Genomic DNA, 15,917 nt, shown 5'->3' on the forward strand with positions numbered 1-15,917 from the left:
CGGTCAGCGCCCGGTATGGTAGGCCAGGTAAACCGCCACGATGTTTTCGCGGCTGTCCTCGCCCACGATGTTGCTGTCGCGTTGATGACGTACGGCGCCGACACGGCCGGACCAGCGCGGATTGAACTGGCGGACCAGAAACAGCGATAACCGGGCGTCGGTGTCGCGCTGATCGCTCATGCGAAATCGGCGTCGGTCCAGACCGACCCCGCCGTCCAGGGCCATGGTCGGGGCCAGTTGCCAGGTCAGGCCCAGGTCGATCCCGTATTCCTCGATGTCGAGCAGCGGATCGAGCTCGAACTGGTAGTCACGCCAGGCCGCGGTCAGCGATCCGCGCAGGCGACCGTAGTGGTAGCGCCAGCCGAGAGAGACATTGTCGAGCACATAGAACTCGTTGCCGATCGGCAACCGCCTGGTGCCGGCGATGGGCAGGTCGAGCTGCTCGATATCGGCGGCGAGCTGGCGCACGCTGTCGGACAGTTCGTGCCCGGCACTGGCCACCAGGGTGTGAAGGTCGTCCAGGGTCCAGACCAGCCGCAGGCGAACCAGGTTGCCCTCGAAGCGCTCGCCGCGATCCAGATCGATTCGTGTGCGACCGGCGGCAATGTCCATGTCAAGCGCCGCGCGCGTGGCGCGGTATCGCCCGACCAGATCGAGGCGCTGATAATCGGCGGTGGCAAACTCATCTTCACGATAACGAACCTCGGTCGCTTCGACACCGGCCGAAAACTGCCGGCCCCCACCGAGCCGACGCAGTGCACGAGCGGCCAACACCAATCGATCGCTATTGAATGCATCGCTGTCTTCGGCGTAGCTGTGGATGTAGCGCGCGTCGAGCAGGCCGCTCCAGGGCGCCGCCGGACGAATGAGCCAGCGTGGCCCCGTACTGAATACATTGGTCTGCTGGCGGTTGTCCGGCGTATCCTGGGCGGTCAGGTCCAGCGGTGCGCCACTGGTCACGTTCTCGACGATCCAGTCCAGGCTGTCTTCGATCAGGTGCCAGTTCAGCCGGCCGGCCAGGTTGGCCTGAAATTCATTGTCGAAGGGACCGTCAAGGGGGAGTCGCAAGTCGGCGTGGCCGGCTGCGCGCAGTGTCGTGCGTTGGCCGGACCGGAACATATCCAGGACCATTCGGGGCACCAGGGCAGTCTCGTCGCTGCCGGGGGGATCGGTGCGGGCCCGGTTGTCGCTGTGCTCCACGCCCAGCTCCAGGGTCAACTCGTAGAGTTGGGGTGTCGCGGTCGGACCCCGATCCTGTGCAAAAGAGTTCTCGCAGACAACCGCCAGCATCACGACGGGAATCGCGGCAAGGCGAATAGAGAGGGTGTGTTTCATGGGTCGCCTTTCATGGAAGGTGATTGAAAACCACGCCGGCCAGGCGTTCCCGGGGGAAAACCGCCGTGGCCCGACGGATGGTCTCGGCGCGGTGGCGGGCTTCGCCGGCCACGATCACGACCAGGTCGGCATGTTCGGCCAGGATTCGCGCATCGGGCGATCCCAGTGCCGGCGGCGCATCGATGACCAGGCAGCGATCCTCGTATCGGCTGCTTACTTCATGGATCAGGGCGCGCATGCGCACCGAGGCGAAGTATTCAACGCCGTTGAGAACGCCGTTGCCGGCCGGAATCAGCCTCAGGCGCGGCACACCGCTGTGGTGAATGATGTGGGCTGGATCGGGGTCGCCATGGCCGAACAGGTCCATGAGACCCTTGCTCTTGTCGGGCAGGAGAAAATTTGCGGCCACGGCTGGTCGACGCAGGTTGCAGTCCATCAGAATGGCGGTACGGGCCTCATCGAAGGCAATCGAGACCGCCAGGTTGCGCGCCAGAAAGCTGGTGCCACAGCCAGCGTTCACACCGGTGACCAGAATCACGGGATTGCGACTGGCGCAATTGTGCAGCACGTTGGCCCGCAGCTCTCGAAACAGGTCGAGCTGGTGATAGTCGCGCAGACCGGCATGGATCAGACGCCGCTCGTGGAGCTGGTCTGGCGCCAACGCTCGGCTTTCCGGCATTCGCGCAATGGACTGCCGTGACGAGATCAGTGCCTGGTCGGCATCGGTACTGTCACTGTCCGAATCATTGATCGTGTGAATGCTGGTTTTCATATGCTCATCGTCAGGCGCAACCAGCCTGCTCCGGCAAAGGCGAGAATCGTTATTAAAAGGGCCAGTACGGCCAGCCGAACCCTGATCCACCAGTGGCGCCGGTCGGTCTTGGTCCAGTAGCGAGGCATGGCAGCCAGTAGCGGCAAGTCGGCGGCCCGTTCGAGCGCCTGCGGCGAGCGTACCCGGGGATCGAGCCGAACCAGCAAAAGGATCAGCCCCAGGGGCATGGCAACAGCAGCTGTCAGGCCACCGGCGGCGATGTGCAGAAATCGCAGGCCCGATGGACGGGCCGGTTCGAAGGCGGGTTCGTGAATGCTGAAGGTCAGTCCATGGCCTGTTTCATCCATGCGCATCGACAGGCGGGCATTTTCCAGCCGGTCGAGCAGGTCGGCATAAATGGACTGGTTGACCTCGTGATCGCGACTGAGCTCGGCCAGTTCGATATCGCTTTCGGCCACCCGCCGACCACGCTGACGCTCCTCGGCCAGCAGGGCCTCGCCGGCGCGAATGCGCGCTTCCTGACCCGCGATTTCGCGCCGCACCCCAGCCAGCGCACTGCCCAGTTCCTGGTGCATGGGGCTGTGCAGGGTACGGCTGGTGTCCTCTCCCCGGCGAATGCGGTCGGCCGAGGCGGCCAGTTCTTCCCTGAGCGCTTCGATCCGATGGCGCGTACGAACCACGTCCGGGTGGCGCGGGGTCAGATCCAGCATCTGACTGTCAAGCTCGCTTTGCATGCGCGCGATTTGCTGGCGCAACTGGTTCTGGTAGCTGTCAAGCTGCGTGTCCGAGCCCAGTTCTCCCACCTGTTCCTGCAAGGCGAGCATGCGCGAGCGCAGGTCCTGTTGCTGCATGCGCCAGTTTGCCAGGTCACGTCGCAATTCGGACACTCGTGCGCTGACCTCGAGGCCGGAGCCGGGCCGGGCCTCTTCACTGTCATCGCGAAACTGCTTCAGGCGCAGTTCGGCCCCGATCAGCCGGCTGTGGTACTGGGCCACCTGGGCGGCAATGAATTCATAGGCTTCACGGCTTTCCCGGCGCTTGGCCTCGGCACTTTCATCCATGAACAGCTCGGCGAAGCTGGCGGTCACCGCCTTGGCACGGACCGGGTCGGTATCCCAGTATTCAATGAAAATCAGGTTGTCTCGCCGTGAACCGATCGTGGTCCGCGACTCGACGGTCCGGGCCAGGCGGTCACGTTCGGCTTGTTCCGAATCGGTTATCTCCCAGCCACCGGCCTCCAGCACCTGGTCCATGACCTTGCGGCTGAAAACCACTTCTCGAGCGATCGCCGCCCGGTCGTAGACGCTGGTGGCTACCGCCCGGCCGTCCATCAACTGGCGGATGATGTTGTCTTCGGAAACCAGGATGGAGGTCGAAGCGTAGTACTGCTTGGGCCAGGAAAAGGCAATCAGTAAAGTGATCAGTGCGATCGCCACGAACAGCATCGCCATCCAGGCCAGCCTGCGCTGCATCTCGCGCAGACTGGCCGGAAGGAGTTCCATCAATGGCATGGGCTGCGGGGTGTTGGGTAGCTGATTCATGGTCGGGCCCGCTCTAGAAGTTGCGTTGGGGCACGACGACGACATCGCCTGGTGCCAGCAAGTGATTGGCTCTCAGGTCGCCCTCTTCGAGCATGCGTTTCAAGGGCAGCTCGTAGGTGGCGATCGTGCCGTTGTCCAGGTGGCGATGCAGTGTGCTGCGATTGGCTGCGGCAAACTCATTCGGGCCGCCGGCAGCGAGAATGGCATCGAGCACCGTCATGCCCTGGCGATGAGGCAGGGAGACCGGCGTGTTCACTGCCCCGGTCACGCGTATGCGGGACAGGTATTCATGGCTGCGCAATTCGGCGACGATGATGGTGACCTGGGGGTCATGAATGAACTCGGCCAGGGCTTGGCTGGCATCGTCGGCCACATCCACCGGCCGACGCCCGCCGGCCTGCACGTCACCAATCAGGGGAATAGTGATCCTGCCGTCGGCGCGTACCGGTACGGTGACACCGAGGTCCGGGTGGTTCCAGACACTGACCTGGATCTGATCGTCGACTCCGATCAGATAGTCCGCGGCGGGCATGGCGGTCACCGGCGGCGGAGCGGATTTTTTCGCAGCCTGGCCCGCACAACCACCCAGTGCGATCAACACGGCGAGGGTGAACGGAACCAGCAAGCGACCATAAATTGAATACAACATCAGCCAACCCTCCAGTAGTCGGTCGGACAGGGAAAAAACCGGCCCTGGCCGGTCCGGGAAAAGTCACTCTTCCCGTTTCGGTAATCTATCGCTGGAGCTGATTCTGTTCCGTGCGTCAGCGAACATTGAGGGGATGGATGAGAGCGAAGCGAGCTGAAGAAGGAGGAACTCCAAAGCGGTGGTTAAATTAATGTTTGTGGCGCAACGCACAGACCCGGTGAAGGACGTCAATCAATACTGTCGGCTCCCCATTGGCAACCGACCGCTTCGGTTGTGCGATGGGCACCGGCTGACAATTCGGTCTTCCGGTAAATCTGGAAATCTGGAGAAGACTTATGAACACATTGAATTCCCTGAAATGTGCAATTGTCCTGTTGCCGGCCCTGGCAATGGGTATACCGATGGCCAATGCCAGCGATGAAAAACGCAACGACCCTGGCCAAGACGCCACCCACCACTATTACCTGGAGACCATGCCTGTTCATGGCTATTACTCCAACAGTCTGATTGGTCATGAGGTAAAGAGCCGAACCAACGACGAGTCCATCGGCAAGGTCAACAACCTCCTGCTGGACGAGAATGACAAGATAATCGCCGTAGTCATCAGTGTCGGCGGTTTTCTGGGCATCGGTGAGCGCGATGTGGCGATCGCATGGGACCAGGTCGAACGTCGTGTTGATGGTGATGACATCACTCTGTGGGTCAATCTGACCGAACAGGACTTGAAGGACGCAAAAAAGTTCTCTAGCGAAACGACATACTCGCGTGGGGAACAGCAGCGTACCGATCGTGCCGAAAAGCGCACAGACAAGGTCGCCGACCGCGCCGACAAACGCGCCGACATGGTTGCTGACCGCGCCGAAAAGCGCGCTGACCAACAAGGCACCGCCCATCATCATTACGTGGCAACCCTGCCTGCCCGTGGCTTTCACTCCGACCGTCTGGTCGGTCAAGATGTGAAGAGCCGAGCCAACAACGAGACTATCGGCACCGTCAGCAACTTCCTGATGGATGAGAATGGCCAGGTAGTCGCAGTAGTCGTCGGTATCGGCGGTTTTCTGGGCATTGGTGAGCGTGACGTCGCGATCGCATGGGACCAGGTCGAACGCTCGTTTGATGGTGACGAACTCACTCTGTGGGTCAACCTGACCGAAGAGAGCCTGAAGGATGCACCAAAGTACGAAAGTGACATGAAGCCTGCGCGCTCACGCCGGTAATATGAAACGACCTGATCACTTCCAGTGACCAGGATTTGCCGCCGCTGTAACCAGCGGCGGCTTTTTTTTGACTTTACCGGGACTCGGGTCTTGGGACTAGGGACTAGGGACTAGGGTCGGTCACTTCGTTTCGAAGCGGTCGTGGAAAACCAGATTGGTTCTACCTTCAGCTTCCAGGTCGACCGTGGTGACCTGGTCGTTGGAATTGGTAATTTCCAGAGCGGCGGATTCTGTGCCATCCCCACCGGCGTAATTGACCATGATGTCGCGACCGGTCCCTGGTGCCAGGCTGACCGGTCCGGGAAGCGGTTCGGCCAGGCTGAACGCGGCACTGCCGCTGATCTGGATGTCTGTGATGATGACGGCCTGGTTGCCCCCCTCATGGCTGATCGGCACCAGCCCGGTCGCCGAGTCAAACACGATCGAGGCCGGTGCACTGATCGTGCCCGCGGTGATCGGTATGCCGGTCGGGGTGGTTGGGCCGGCCAGGAACAGGGCTTCGGTATCGAGCACCGCACCGCCCGGTCCGCCGCGGTTCGGTGCGCCCGCGGCGACGTAAAAACCATCGTTGGAAACGATCGCCTGGGCGGCGTGGCGGGGGGTCAGCATGTCGGCCAGGTCGCGCCATTGTCCGGTTGCCGGATTGAAGGCCTGGGTTTCAGCGTGAGCCTCGGTCTGTGAGCCGCTCTCGCCGCCGGCAATGACGATCTCGTCGCCGATCCGGTCGGTGGCCGCGGCCGCCCGGGTTGGATTCAAGTTGGCGCTGGCCGGCAGTGTCTGCCAGGTATCTGCGGCAATGTCGTAGACATCGATCTCGGGAATGGTGGGTTCGAACGGACCCTCTGCTGGCACGCTGCGGCGGCCACCGATCACGTAGATGCTGCCCTGGTATAGGGTGGCGAAAAAGTGGTCGCGCGGATTCGGGATTTCGGCCAGTGCCGTGAAGATTCCGGTGGCCGGGTCGTAGACATCCACCAGGTCGGTGACCGGACCCACATGGCCCAGGGTGTTGCCGCTGATCCAGTAGATCAACCCGTCATGTACGACCGTGCCGCTGCTGCCGCGCAGGCGGTCTGAAGGCATGGCCGGGCCGATGATCCAGCGATCGGCCAGGGGATCGTAGATGTAGACGTTCTCGACCGGAGGTTCCTCGGGATACGGACCGGTCATCGCGCCGATGGCATAGATCAGGCCGTCGAGTTCAACGGCCTGGAAATGATGGAGCTGAATCGGTGAAACGGCGCCGCTGGACCAGCTTCCATTCTCGCCATCGAACGGGTCGTAGATTCGAACCGCATCGGACTCACGCCCGCCCATCACGTAGAAGGCCTCACCGGCCTGGGCCGAAGCGCCTTCGTGGCGCGACTCGCCGAATTCCGTGTTGGTGGTCTGCCACTGGCCGGTGCCGGGTTCTTCTGCGGCCAGGTGCGCCAGGCCGAACGTGGCGAAACTTATGGCGACCGTGGCAAGGAGCCCGCGTGATGCCACGGGTCTACTCATCACTCACTTCAAAGCGATCATGGAAGAGGCGATTGTCCAGTCCCTGACCCTGTAACGCTACAGTGAGATCATCCGAATCGGATGGAACGTTGACCTGGGCGCTTCGTTCACCCGTCCCGGTCGGCTGGAAATCGATGGCGAAGCTGCAATCCTGTCCGGGTTCCAGCGTCACTCCCGAGCAAATGTCTGTCGCCGTGTCCACGCTGAAATCACCTGCGTGCTCACCGCCAATCTCCAGGTTTCCAATCGTCGCAGCTCCGTCACCGGTATTGCTCAGGTTGATCAACCGCTGTCCGGATGTAGTTCCGACCACGACCCCGCCAAAATCGACCTGGCCGGGATCGGGCACGAGAACCGGTTCGGACTGAATGCCCTGGCCCGCGATTGAAATCTGCAGCGGGCTATTGCCACCATCGTGTGACAGGGTCAGGATCGCCTCGAAGCCGGTCGCGACATTCGGGCTGAAACTGACCGAGACGGCATGTGCTGCGCCTGGCGCCAGGGTTTGTGGTAACGCCAGATCCGTGCTGAATACCTGGTCTCCGGTGATGGCGGCATCGTTGATGTCCAGCGCCGCATCGCCACTGTTGCTCAGCGTCACGGTCAGGGCAGCGGTGTCGCCGACCCGCGTTTCCGGGAAAACCAGGGCCGGCGGATCGGCGTCAAGTTGTCCCTCGCCGGGAACAGGAAAATCTTCACCAGTTCCTTCATAGACTTCGATAAAGCCCCAACTGGCCGAAAACGAATCAGCGCCATCGGAGGTGGAAATGATACCGATGGCCGGTCCGTTGATCGTATCGCTCAACCAGCTTGACGGCATGGTAATGGGTTGGCCCGCCAGCGTGCGGGGACCACGGACCCCATCCGTGGTGATCACATAGCTGGCCGAGACGGTGGCGTCCGCGGGATCAACGACCATGAAAAGATCCACGGAGTCGGCGCCAAGGATGTCCGCATTGACTTGCTGGCCATTGAAATCGCCCTGGATTTCACCGGCAAACTGGATGCCGCCGTTACCGCCGTTGGCATTCGTGACCAGCTTGATGTAATTGTTCTGATCGCCTCGGCCGATCACCAGGCCCATGGATTGGTTGTCCTGGGGAGTTGCCCCGGCGAATGGAGCCATGATCCGAGTTTGTGCCGTAAATACCGGCGACCCACCATGCACATCGACGCCGAAGTGGAAAGCATTTTCCTGCGTATTCAGTTGCGCGTCACCGGGGGTGATCTCTTCCACGGTAAACATTCCGGCCGCACCACCCGGAATCAGGTTGTCGGGGTTGAACTGATCGAACACGCTGATGGGGCTGGTCGGATGGGCCATGAGCCCGGTAAAGCCGGGTGCATTGTACGCACTCATGCCTCCGAGCGAGCCGATGACGTCACTGCTCCAGGCCAGCCGATGAGGCAGTGGGTTGCCACGACCGTTGTCGGCATCGAAGTCGAACAGGTCGTCCTGGTTGGCAATGCCGTCACCATCGATATCAGGGTCATTGAGGTCGGATACGAAATCCTGGTCGAAATCCGGCGGTACCTGCGCCGGGTTGCAGGGATCGAGGCCGTTGTCGATCAGGTCGCCGTAGGTATAGCCGTTTGGACTGGTATCGTCCGGGTCCAGTGAATCCGGATCGCACTCGAAAAAGTCCTGGGGCTCGAAAACGGTGATGTTGCCGTTGAAAAATTGCCCGATCCAGATGGTGCCGGGAAACGGGTCGGCATCCCCCTGTGCGGTGACTCCCAGCGGCCCGCTCAAGGCTGTGAACAGAGCATTTTGCTCAACGACCTGTTCGCCGCTGCTGTTGAGGCTGAGTCTCAACACGTTGCCATCCCACGCGGTCGCAATGATGTTACCGGTCATTTGCCCGTCAAAGTTCGTGGCCGTGTATTCGGCCAGGCCATTGGTGGATGCGTCATACAGGCCGATAGCGCCGTCCTCGACCCCGGGGATCAGGAATTCGCATTCGACCGGGTTCTCAAGGCCTTCGGGAATCGGTGAGAGCCCATCGAAGGTGTTGGCCCGGTTGGCCCGGGTCGGGTTGGGGTGCCCACCGTAATAGCCCGGCCCGGTAATCAGATGGAAATTGTCATTATGCGTAGCGCTGTCTGATTCATTGGGATCATTGGTGCAGATGCCGCCCGGACCCTCACCGACCACGAGCCCGCCCCAGCCGGCATTGGAATCGTTGTCAAACGTATAAAGCTGACCCGAGGCGGTCAACAGCACGTCGTAGGCATTCCGGTAGCCTGGCGAATGCACCTGGACCGGTCCGTCCGGGACAATCATCGCCTGGTTGTGGCCGAACCGACCGCCGAATACCTCACCCATCAGGGTGGGGATATCGTAGGTCTGCTCGCCAATGGCATCGAGGTCGATCGACAGGATGGCCGCCGACAATGCGTATTCCGGCAGAAAGCCGAAAGCGGAAGACGGTGCGCCCATGTTCGTGTGCCCGCCCTGGGCCAGGTACAGGATGCCGCTTTGTGCATCCAGCGCCAGACCGTTGGGGAGGTGATCGTGCTCCGAGCGCGGCAGGCTGCGGACCAGGTCCAGTTTGGTCCATTCGGTGCCTGTCCAGGTCAGGCGCGACAGGATGCCGGAATTGGTGTCGGCCTCGGGATCGTCGATGCGGGGGTCGCTGCTGGTGACAAACAGCACCGGGTTGTCTGCCGTGCCGGCAGTAATCATCCCGGTTACATTGCGCAGGTCAGACAGGGCACCCACATACGGCGTGCCGTCGTCATTGTGATTGGGGAGGGTCTGGATCAGGTCAATCACTTCGGTCGCGGCAATCGAGTAATCGCCGGTCTCGTCATCGCGTTCAATCGTGAACGCATAGATCAGACCATCCAGCTCGGCGACATACAGCCTTCCATCCGGCCCGAATTCAAGCTGTGTGGGCAATGATCGCGCAGTGATGGTTTGGGATGAAAACGCTATGGGCGGCAGTTCCCCGTTCGCTTCAGCTTCCAGCGCGACCGTGGTGACCTGGTCGTTGGAATCGGTGATTTCCAGAGCGGCGGATTCTGTGCCATCCCCACCGGCGTAATGGACCATGATCTCGCGATTAGTCCCCGGCGCCAGGCTGACCGGCCCGGGCAAAGGGTCGGCCAGGCTGAACGCGGCACTGCCGCTGATCTGGAGATCCTTGATGATGACCGCCTGGTTGCCCCCCTCATGGCTGATCGGGACCAGCCCGGTCGCCGAGTCAAACACGATCGAGGCCGGTGTACTGATCGTGCCCGCGGTGATCGGTATGCCGGTCGGGGTGGTTGGGCCGGCCAGGAACAGGGCTTCGGTGTTCAGCACGGCACCACCCGGTCCGCCGCGGTTCGGTGCGCCCGCGGCGACGTAAAAACCGTTGTTGGAAACGATGGCCTGGGCGGCGTGGCGGGGAGTCAGCATGTTGGCCAGGTCGCGCCATTGTCCGGTTGCCGGGTTGAAGGCCTGGGTTTCTGCGTGAGCCTCGGTCTGTGAGCCGCTCTCGCCCCCGGCAATGATGATTTCGTCGCCGACCCGGTCGGTGGCCGCGGCCGCCCGGGTAGGATTCAAGTTGGCGCTGGCCGGCAGTGTCTGCCAGGTATCTGCGGCAATGTCGTAGACATCGATCTCGGGGATGGTCGGTTCGAAAGCCCCCTCTTCCGGCACGCTCCGACGACCACCGATGACGTAGATGCTGCCCTGGTGCAGGGTGGCGAAAAAGTGGTCGCGTGGATTCGGGATTTCGGCCAGTGCTGTGAAGATTCCGGTGGCCGGATCGTAGACATCCACCATGTCGGTGACCGGACCCACGTGGCCCAGGGTGTTGCCGCTGATCCAGTAGATCAGCCCGTCATGCACGACCGTGCCGCTGCTGCCGCGCAGGCGGCCTGAAGGCATGGTCGGGCCGATGATCCAGCGATCGGCTAGCGGATCGTAGATGTAGATGTTCTCGACCGGGGGTTCCTCGGGATACGGGCCGGTCATCGCGCCGATGGCATAGATCAGGCCGTCGAGTTCAACGGCCTGGAAATGATGGAGCTGAATCGGAGAAACGGCGCCGCTGGACCAGCTTCCATTCTCGCCCTCGAACGGGTCGTAGATTCGAACCGCATCGGACTCACGCCCGCCCATCACGTAGAAGGCCTCACCGGCCTGGGCCGAAGCGCCTTCGTGGCGCGACTCGCCGAATTCCGTGTTGGTGGTCTGCCACTGGCCGGTGCCGGGTTCTTCTGCGGCCACGTGCGCCAGGCCGAACGTGGCGAAAACTACAACGACAAGGACGACGAACCTGCGAGGTGCCGATGCCCGCGCAATAAAGTTGCTTACCATCTGTGCTGCTCCAGGGATATATCCAATCACCACGACAAGTACCAGCCCCGGCAGCGCAAGACATTCATGATGGCTAGCGTGGTGGCAGCGTTGTCCTGCTGTCAGTGAATTCTGGATCTACCGGAACCGGCGTTCTGTGCGCAAGCGAACAGAGAGCGCCCGTTCGGTCGAGGAGGGGCAAGGGGAATGCGGGCGAAGCGAGTCAAAGCCGTGCAAGCGATCGCCCAGGAATCCGAATAGCCTCTGTAGTTTCGTTCCCTATAGATGAGTCCTGTCGTCTTTCGGAAGCTCAGAGAACTCGCTTCGCTCGCATCCCCCTGGCCCCCTTCTGAAGAAGGGGGAACGAGTCTTTACTGCGGCCGAGGATCGTTCGGCATGGTTAGCAGAATCCGCCCGGCATTGCCCAGCTGGCGCCACAGCAGATCCCAGTTCTCCTCGCGCTTGCGGGCTTGCAGGCAGCGCAGCAGACGCACCCGGTTGGCTGCGTCCTGTTGCCTGAGCATGGCGGCATTGAGGGCGTCGTCGACGTTGTAGGTCTTGCCTTCGGCCAGGCACACGGGCACGATTCGGGACACATCGACATCCAGGTCTCGCGCCACGGCAGTCAGCGCCGCGACGATCTGGCCGGCCTTGGTGCCGGCCGGTGGGTCGAGCACATAAGGGGGTTGCCATTCGCGCACCGGGCGCAGCCTGTCGATGTGCGTCATCACGACCAGCAGCGGCGGCGATCGCCGCTTCGGGTCGGCCAGCATGTTGCGCAACTGGTCCAGGCGCCTTCGCTCCTCGTCGCGATCCGGACGATGGGCTGCGGTGACCCAGAGAATCAGGTCGGCGTCGATGGCCGTCTTTTCCAGTACCCGGCTGCCGAACAACTCGCCGTCAAACCCCGGTGTATCGAAAATCAGTCCCTGGATCTCATCATCGCGCTCGAGCCGATAGCCGACAATGTCGGTGGTGGTATCGGGTAGCAGGTCGACAGCGGCCGTTACCTCGCCAAACAATGCGTTGATCAGGCTGGACTTGCCGGCATTGGCGCGGCCCAGGAGAAGAACGCGCAGCGGCTCATGCTCATCGTTGTGGCTTTCACCTTCCGTGGCCAGGCGCCTGTCCGGCGCGTCCAGCCGGGTTTGATCTTCCAGTCGGGCCAGGCCACCGTAAAGATCGATGGCGTGGTAGCCGAGTTTGCGAATGTATTCGCGCAACAGCCACGTCTGCACACGTTCCGAGCCGTGGTCGAGCAACTGGCTGCCGACCGCGCGGCGCAACTCGGCCACCGCGGCCGATTGCGGCGCGAATATGGCCCGCGCGGCGCGAAACCAGCCTTCATGTCGTTTGAGCAACGCACGCAGATTATTGGCCCGCACCACGTTCCCCAGTGTCAGCCGGTGGCTGAATGGAATATTGTTGACGACCTCGTCGCGCAGTTCCCGGGCTGCCCGTTCGATGATCGTCAAGGTGTGCGGGAGCGTCATTTCCAGTAATGGCTGCGAGCGGTGCGGATGAAAATGACCGGCCACCGTGATCAAGACATGGCGCGCCAGGCGTAGCAGGGTGGCGCCGTCGCTGAGCGGCCATTCGGCCACGGTGGCTTCCGAGGCCAACTGCTCGATCCTGACCCAGCACTCATCCGCCTCGGCACTCCAGTGAGCACCGGCCCGGGTGGTTGATCGCGGTAGTGCACGCTGTTCTCGCGCCACCGCAATCCGGCTGATCGCCAGGCCCACGATTGAGGCCAGCACGGCCACCAGCAGCCACCACAGCAACAGTCCCGTTTGCCACATCCACACAGTCGCGAATATTGGCAGCACGACCAGCGGCAGCACCGTGATGCCCAGGGCAATGACCCGCAGCCAGCCGAATTCCTTGACCAGGTTTCTCATTGCGGTCCCGATCGGTTTTGCCGCTGGCGAAGCAGTTGCCGGCCCTTGTCCAGGCCGTCGCGATAGGCTTGCCGCAAGGCCGTGGCGTCGATAGAGCGGCCTTCGTGCTTGCGGCCCAGGTAGGCGCAGGCCGCCTTGCCCAGGGCGAATGTGATCGCACCGCTGGCCGTGGCGCCCAGGACCGCTCCGGCGGTCTGGCCCCAGACCGGGATCAGCTTGACCAGGCTGCGCCCGGCAAGACGTGCGCCGTAGCCGGCGGCAAATCCGGACCCCAGCAAGCCCAGGAATTCGGCACTGCTGCGCGCGGTCCAGCGCTGCTGGTAAAGGCCGGCCAGGCGGTGCAACAGCCCGGCCTGCAAGGCCGGTACCAGTGCCAGGTCAACCACCGGCAAGGCGCCGACGGTGCCGGCCGCCAGGCTGAACCCGACAATGTGAGGATGCGCGGCACGGCTGTAGAGATCACTGATCCCGGAATCGGCGCGCAAGCGTGCTTCCAGGCCCAGGGATGCGGCTTGCTCGATCGCGTCCCACAACGCATCGAGCCCGTATTCAGCCGGCTCGAACCCGTCTTCAGGCTGGGTAAAATCCAGCGGGACCCACAACAACGGCGCCTTGCCCGGCAGGTTGGCGAAAAACTCGCGCTGGGCGAGCAGCAGGCGACTCAGACCTTCCGGCACGGCGGACTGCCAGTCATCGTCGCGGTACGGATAGGGCAGGATATGGCCCGGTTGTTGATTGTCATTGGCAGGCTGGTCATAGGCATGGTGCAGGCAGGTCTGGGCCACGACGACCGGCCAGTCGGGGTGGCGCTTGCGGACGGTTCGCAAGACTTCCAGAACCGGTTGGGGCCGGGTTTCGGCGGCACGAACCACGACGATCAGCAAATGGGATTGATCCTCGCACAGGGCAATGTCCTCGGACGGGTCATAGCCGACTTCACCCAGGCCGCGGGTATCGAGAAAGCGCACCACCGGTACTTCTGGCGGAAAGTCGTAAATACTGGCCGTACGGGTGCAGGCCCGAAAACCGTCGCCGATCGCCGCGCGCGAACTGCCAGTCAGCGCACGGACAATCGATGTCTTCCCCGACTGGGCAAGACCCAGTAACCAGACCACCGGTGCCGGCTCGCGTTCGGCCGCCTTGTTCAGCGCCTTTGCAAGTTGCTCGGCATCGACATCCGGAGTGCTCAGCGCCCGGTGCAGCCGATGTCTAAGCCCGGTCCAGAACCCGCGATCGTCGCTCATGCTCCATCCGCCGAAAAGTTTACTTATCGTAGCGCATGCGCCAGTGAAACCGGCAGTCGGGCGAAACGGGTGGTTGTCTTGCGGCGAGTTTCAAGGGGAGTCGTTTGCCGGCACTCGGGGCTCGCCACTGGTGGCGTCGAGGCATCGCCGAGCTCGAGGGCTCCGACCGGTATGGGGCTGGTCCTTTGTATTGATTCTGTTGGTTTTCCCGAGTCCCGGCACTTGCGATGGCACGAAATGGTCCGAGATAAAGGGCTGCTCAGTTCGTTCTTTCGTCCTCACCGATGCCCAGGGAGTGGCCAACACCGTCGTTGACGGTCTCGATGCTGTCGAGGTCATTGGCCAGTTCGCGGTTACCGGCAGCAGGACCGTAGAGCCTCTGGACGCCGCGCAGATCGCCGGGTTGCAGATCATGGAAGTCCTCGGTATAGCGAAACGCCATCACCTGCCCGGACGGCCCGGGATGATCCAGGCCAATGGCGTGACCGATCTCGTGAACCAGCGTGTAGCGGATGTCGTAGACATCCTCGTTACCGTCGAACCCAACCTTCCATTTGTGGCCGGGATTCAGGCACACCAGCGCTTGTTCGATGGCGCGCACACCGTCTTCCTGATCGGGTGCGTAGGATACGTTGGCGAATGCGCGCCCACGCGGCCGGCCCTGGGCACCGAGGATGATATTCGCATCCCGGGTATCATCGACCTCGTGAAACGAAAGGCTGGCAGCGGCTTCCCAGACCCGAAACGCAGCCGCAGTCTCGCGTGCCAACATTTCCATGGTGAGATTGTCCCCGGACAGCCTCTCAATCGGTGCCATGTCGGCACAATTGATTGCATCGTCGAACCGTAGCGTTTCCCTGGCAAAGGCATAGCTGATACTGGCTCCCACTCCCAACCGTTGGTCTCCCCACTTTACCTTGTGACCGTCCAGTTCCAGCAGCTGGTACCCACCGTCGTCGGCCTGGGATGTCAGCGGTACCCCAAATGGCAGCAGGCTGACCATCAATGACGCAAGTATGGGCAGGAATGCACGATTGATTGATTGCACTGCAGTCTCCTGAACATGGATACCTGAAAGCATTGGAATCGATGCTGTATCGATCAGTGAATCGTTGTCTCGATTTCCCTGTCTGGTCGATCCGCCAATTCCGGGCTGGTCCGCATGTCGCCCATGCGGTGGGCATGGCTTTCTGAAGTGAGTGCAATTATCCCACCGGAGAGCCATGGATTGAGTGCTGGCTGGCGCTTATTTGGGAGTACGTCATCACTAGACCGCTGACCAATTGTGATCGACAACCCAATGTGCGGCAGAAAACAACCCGAAATCGGTCCACCGAGGCTCCCTTGATAAAAAACGGTACGGCACCGGAATTGGTGGGGTATTTCGGGAAAATGATCCTCTATATGTTGGAGATCGCACAGAACCGTCCCCGCGATTCATGGATCTTGTCTACCCTCACTCTGCTACTT

10 protein-coding genes are annotated in these 15,917 nt (G+C 61.9%); 1 reads left to right on the forward strand and 9 read right to left on the reverse strand.

The features are described 5' to 3' along the window. Window positions 1–3 precede the first annotated feature (3 nt). Genes IC757_RS13495 through IC757_RS13510 form a run of 4 tightly spaced genes read right to left on the reverse strand, consistent with a single transcriptional unit; the run spans window position 4 to window position 4,297 of the window. Window positions 4–1,335, reverse strand: a complete 1,332-nt coding sequence (locus IC757_RS13495; RefSeq protein ID WP_190974818.1) for a hypothetical protein — start codon at window positions 1,333–1,335, stop codon at window positions 4–6. 10 nt (window positions 1,336–1,345) lie between these two features. After that, window positions 1,346–2,107, reverse strand: coding sequence for a tyrosine-protein kinase family protein (locus tag IC757_RS13500; protein WP_190974819.1), 762 nt, complete (start codon window positions 2,105–2,107; stop codon window positions 1,346–1,348). Further along, window positions 2,104–3,648 carry an XrtA system polysaccharide chain length determinant gene (locus tag IC757_RS13505; protein ID WP_190974820.1) on the reverse strand — a complete coding sequence of 515 codons (1,545 nt, stop codon included), beginning with the start codon at window positions 3,646–3,648 and terminating at the stop codon, window positions 2,104–2,106. Before IC757_RS13505 ends, IC757_RS13500 begins: the two co-directional genes overlap by 4 nt. 13 nt (window positions 3,649–3,661) lie before the next feature. Then, window positions 3,662–4,297, reverse strand: coding sequence for an XrtA/PEP-CTERM system exopolysaccharide export protein (locus tag IC757_RS13510; protein ID WP_223846140.1), 636 nt, complete (start codon window positions 4,295–4,297; stop codon window positions 3,662–3,664). Between the two features lie 401 nt (window positions 4,298–4,698). On the opposite strand from IC757_RS13510, the gene IC757_RS13515 reads away from it, so the two are divergent. Next, a complete protein-coding gene (locus tag IC757_RS13515; RefSeq protein ID WP_190974821.1) occupies window positions 4,699–5,514 on the forward strand; it encodes a PRC-barrel domain-containing protein in 816 nt (271 codons plus the stop codon). A gap of 120 nt (window positions 5,515–5,634) precedes the next feature. On the opposite strand, the gene IC757_RS13520 is transcribed toward IC757_RS13515, so the two are convergent. The 5 genes from IC757_RS13520 to IC757_RS13540 all read right to left on the reverse strand — a co-directional run bounded on the left by IC757_RS13520 (window position 5,635) and on the right by IC757_RS13540 (window position 15,450). Next, window positions 5,635–7,014 (reverse strand): Kelch repeat-containing protein, encoded by a 1,380-nt coding sequence (locus IC757_RS13520; RefSeq protein WP_190974822.1) that lies wholly within the window; start codon window positions 7,012–7,014, stop codon window positions 5,635–5,637. Continuing rightward, on the reverse strand, window positions 7,007–11,233 hold the full coding sequence (locus tag IC757_RS13525) for a choice-of-anchor D domain-containing protein (RefSeq protein ID WP_190974823.1): 4,227 nt from the start codon (window positions 11,231–11,233) through the stop codon (window positions 7,007–7,009). The genes IC757_RS13520 and IC757_RS13525 overlap by 8 nt, the downstream gene beginning before the upstream one ends. Before the next feature lie 440 nt (window positions 11,234–11,673). Continuing rightward, entirely contained in the window at window positions 11,674–13,203 is a 1,530-nt protein-coding gene (locus IC757_RS13530; RefSeq protein ID WP_190974824.1) for a GTPase family protein, read from the reverse strand. Next, the gene (locus IC757_RS13535) at window positions 13,200–14,447 is read right to left on the reverse strand and encodes a YcjF family protein (RefSeq protein WP_190974825.1); all 1,248 of its coding nucleotides are present in this window, start codon (window positions 14,445–14,447) and stop codon (window positions 13,200–13,202) included. The genes IC757_RS13530 and IC757_RS13535 overlap by 4 nt, the downstream gene beginning before the upstream one ends. A gap of 259 nt (window positions 14,448–14,706) precedes the next feature. Then, a complete protein-coding gene (locus IC757_RS13540; protein WP_190977040.1) occupies window positions 14,707–15,450 on the reverse strand; it encodes a matrixin family metalloprotease in 744 nt (247 codons plus the stop codon). Window positions 15,451–15,917: the final 467 nt, after the last annotated feature.

Origin of the sequence: Wenzhouxiangella sp. AB-CW3, from assembly GCF_014725735.1 — a bacterium.
Taxonomy (GTDB): Bacteria; Pseudomonadota; Gammaproteobacteria; order Xanthomonadales; family Wenzhouxiangellaceae; genus Wenzhouxiangella.

Bases quoted from the DNA above. Each gene is read 5' to 3' on its own strand.
- IC757_RS13495 (WP_190974818.1), bottom strand. From the start codon at position 1,335: ATGAAACACACCCTCTCTATTCGCCTTGCCGCGATTCCCGTCGTGATG.
- IC757_RS13500 (WP_190974819.1), bottom strand. From the start codon at position 2,107: ATGAAAACCAGCATTCACACGATCAATGATTCGGACAGTGACAGTACC.
- IC757_RS13505 (WP_190974820.1), bottom strand. From the start codon at position 3,648: ATGAATCAGCTACCCAACACCCCGCAGCCCATGCCATTGATGGAACTC.
- IC757_RS13510 (WP_223846140.1), bottom strand. From the start codon at position 4,297: ATGTTGTATTCAATTTATGGTCGCTTGCTGGTTCCGTTCACCCTCGCC.
- IC757_RS13515 (WP_190974821.1), top strand. From the start codon at position 4,699: ATGGCCAATGCCAGCGATGAAAAACGCAACGACCCTGGCCAAGACGCC.
- IC757_RS13520 (WP_190974822.1), bottom strand. From the start codon at position 7,014: ATGAGTAGACCCGTGGCATCACGCGGGCTCCTTGCCACGGTCGCCATA.
- IC757_RS13530 (WP_190974824.1), bottom strand. From the start codon at position 13,203: ATGAGAAACCTGGTCAAGGAATTCGGCTGGCTGCGGGTCATTGCCCTG.
- IC757_RS13535 (WP_190974825.1), bottom strand. From the start codon at position 14,447: ATGAGCGACGATCGCGGGTTCTGGACCGGGCTTAGACATCGGCTGCAC.
- IC757_RS13540 (WP_190977040.1), bottom strand. From the start codon at position 15,450: ATGGTCAGCCTGCTGCCATTTGGGGTACCGCTGACATCCCAGGCCGAC.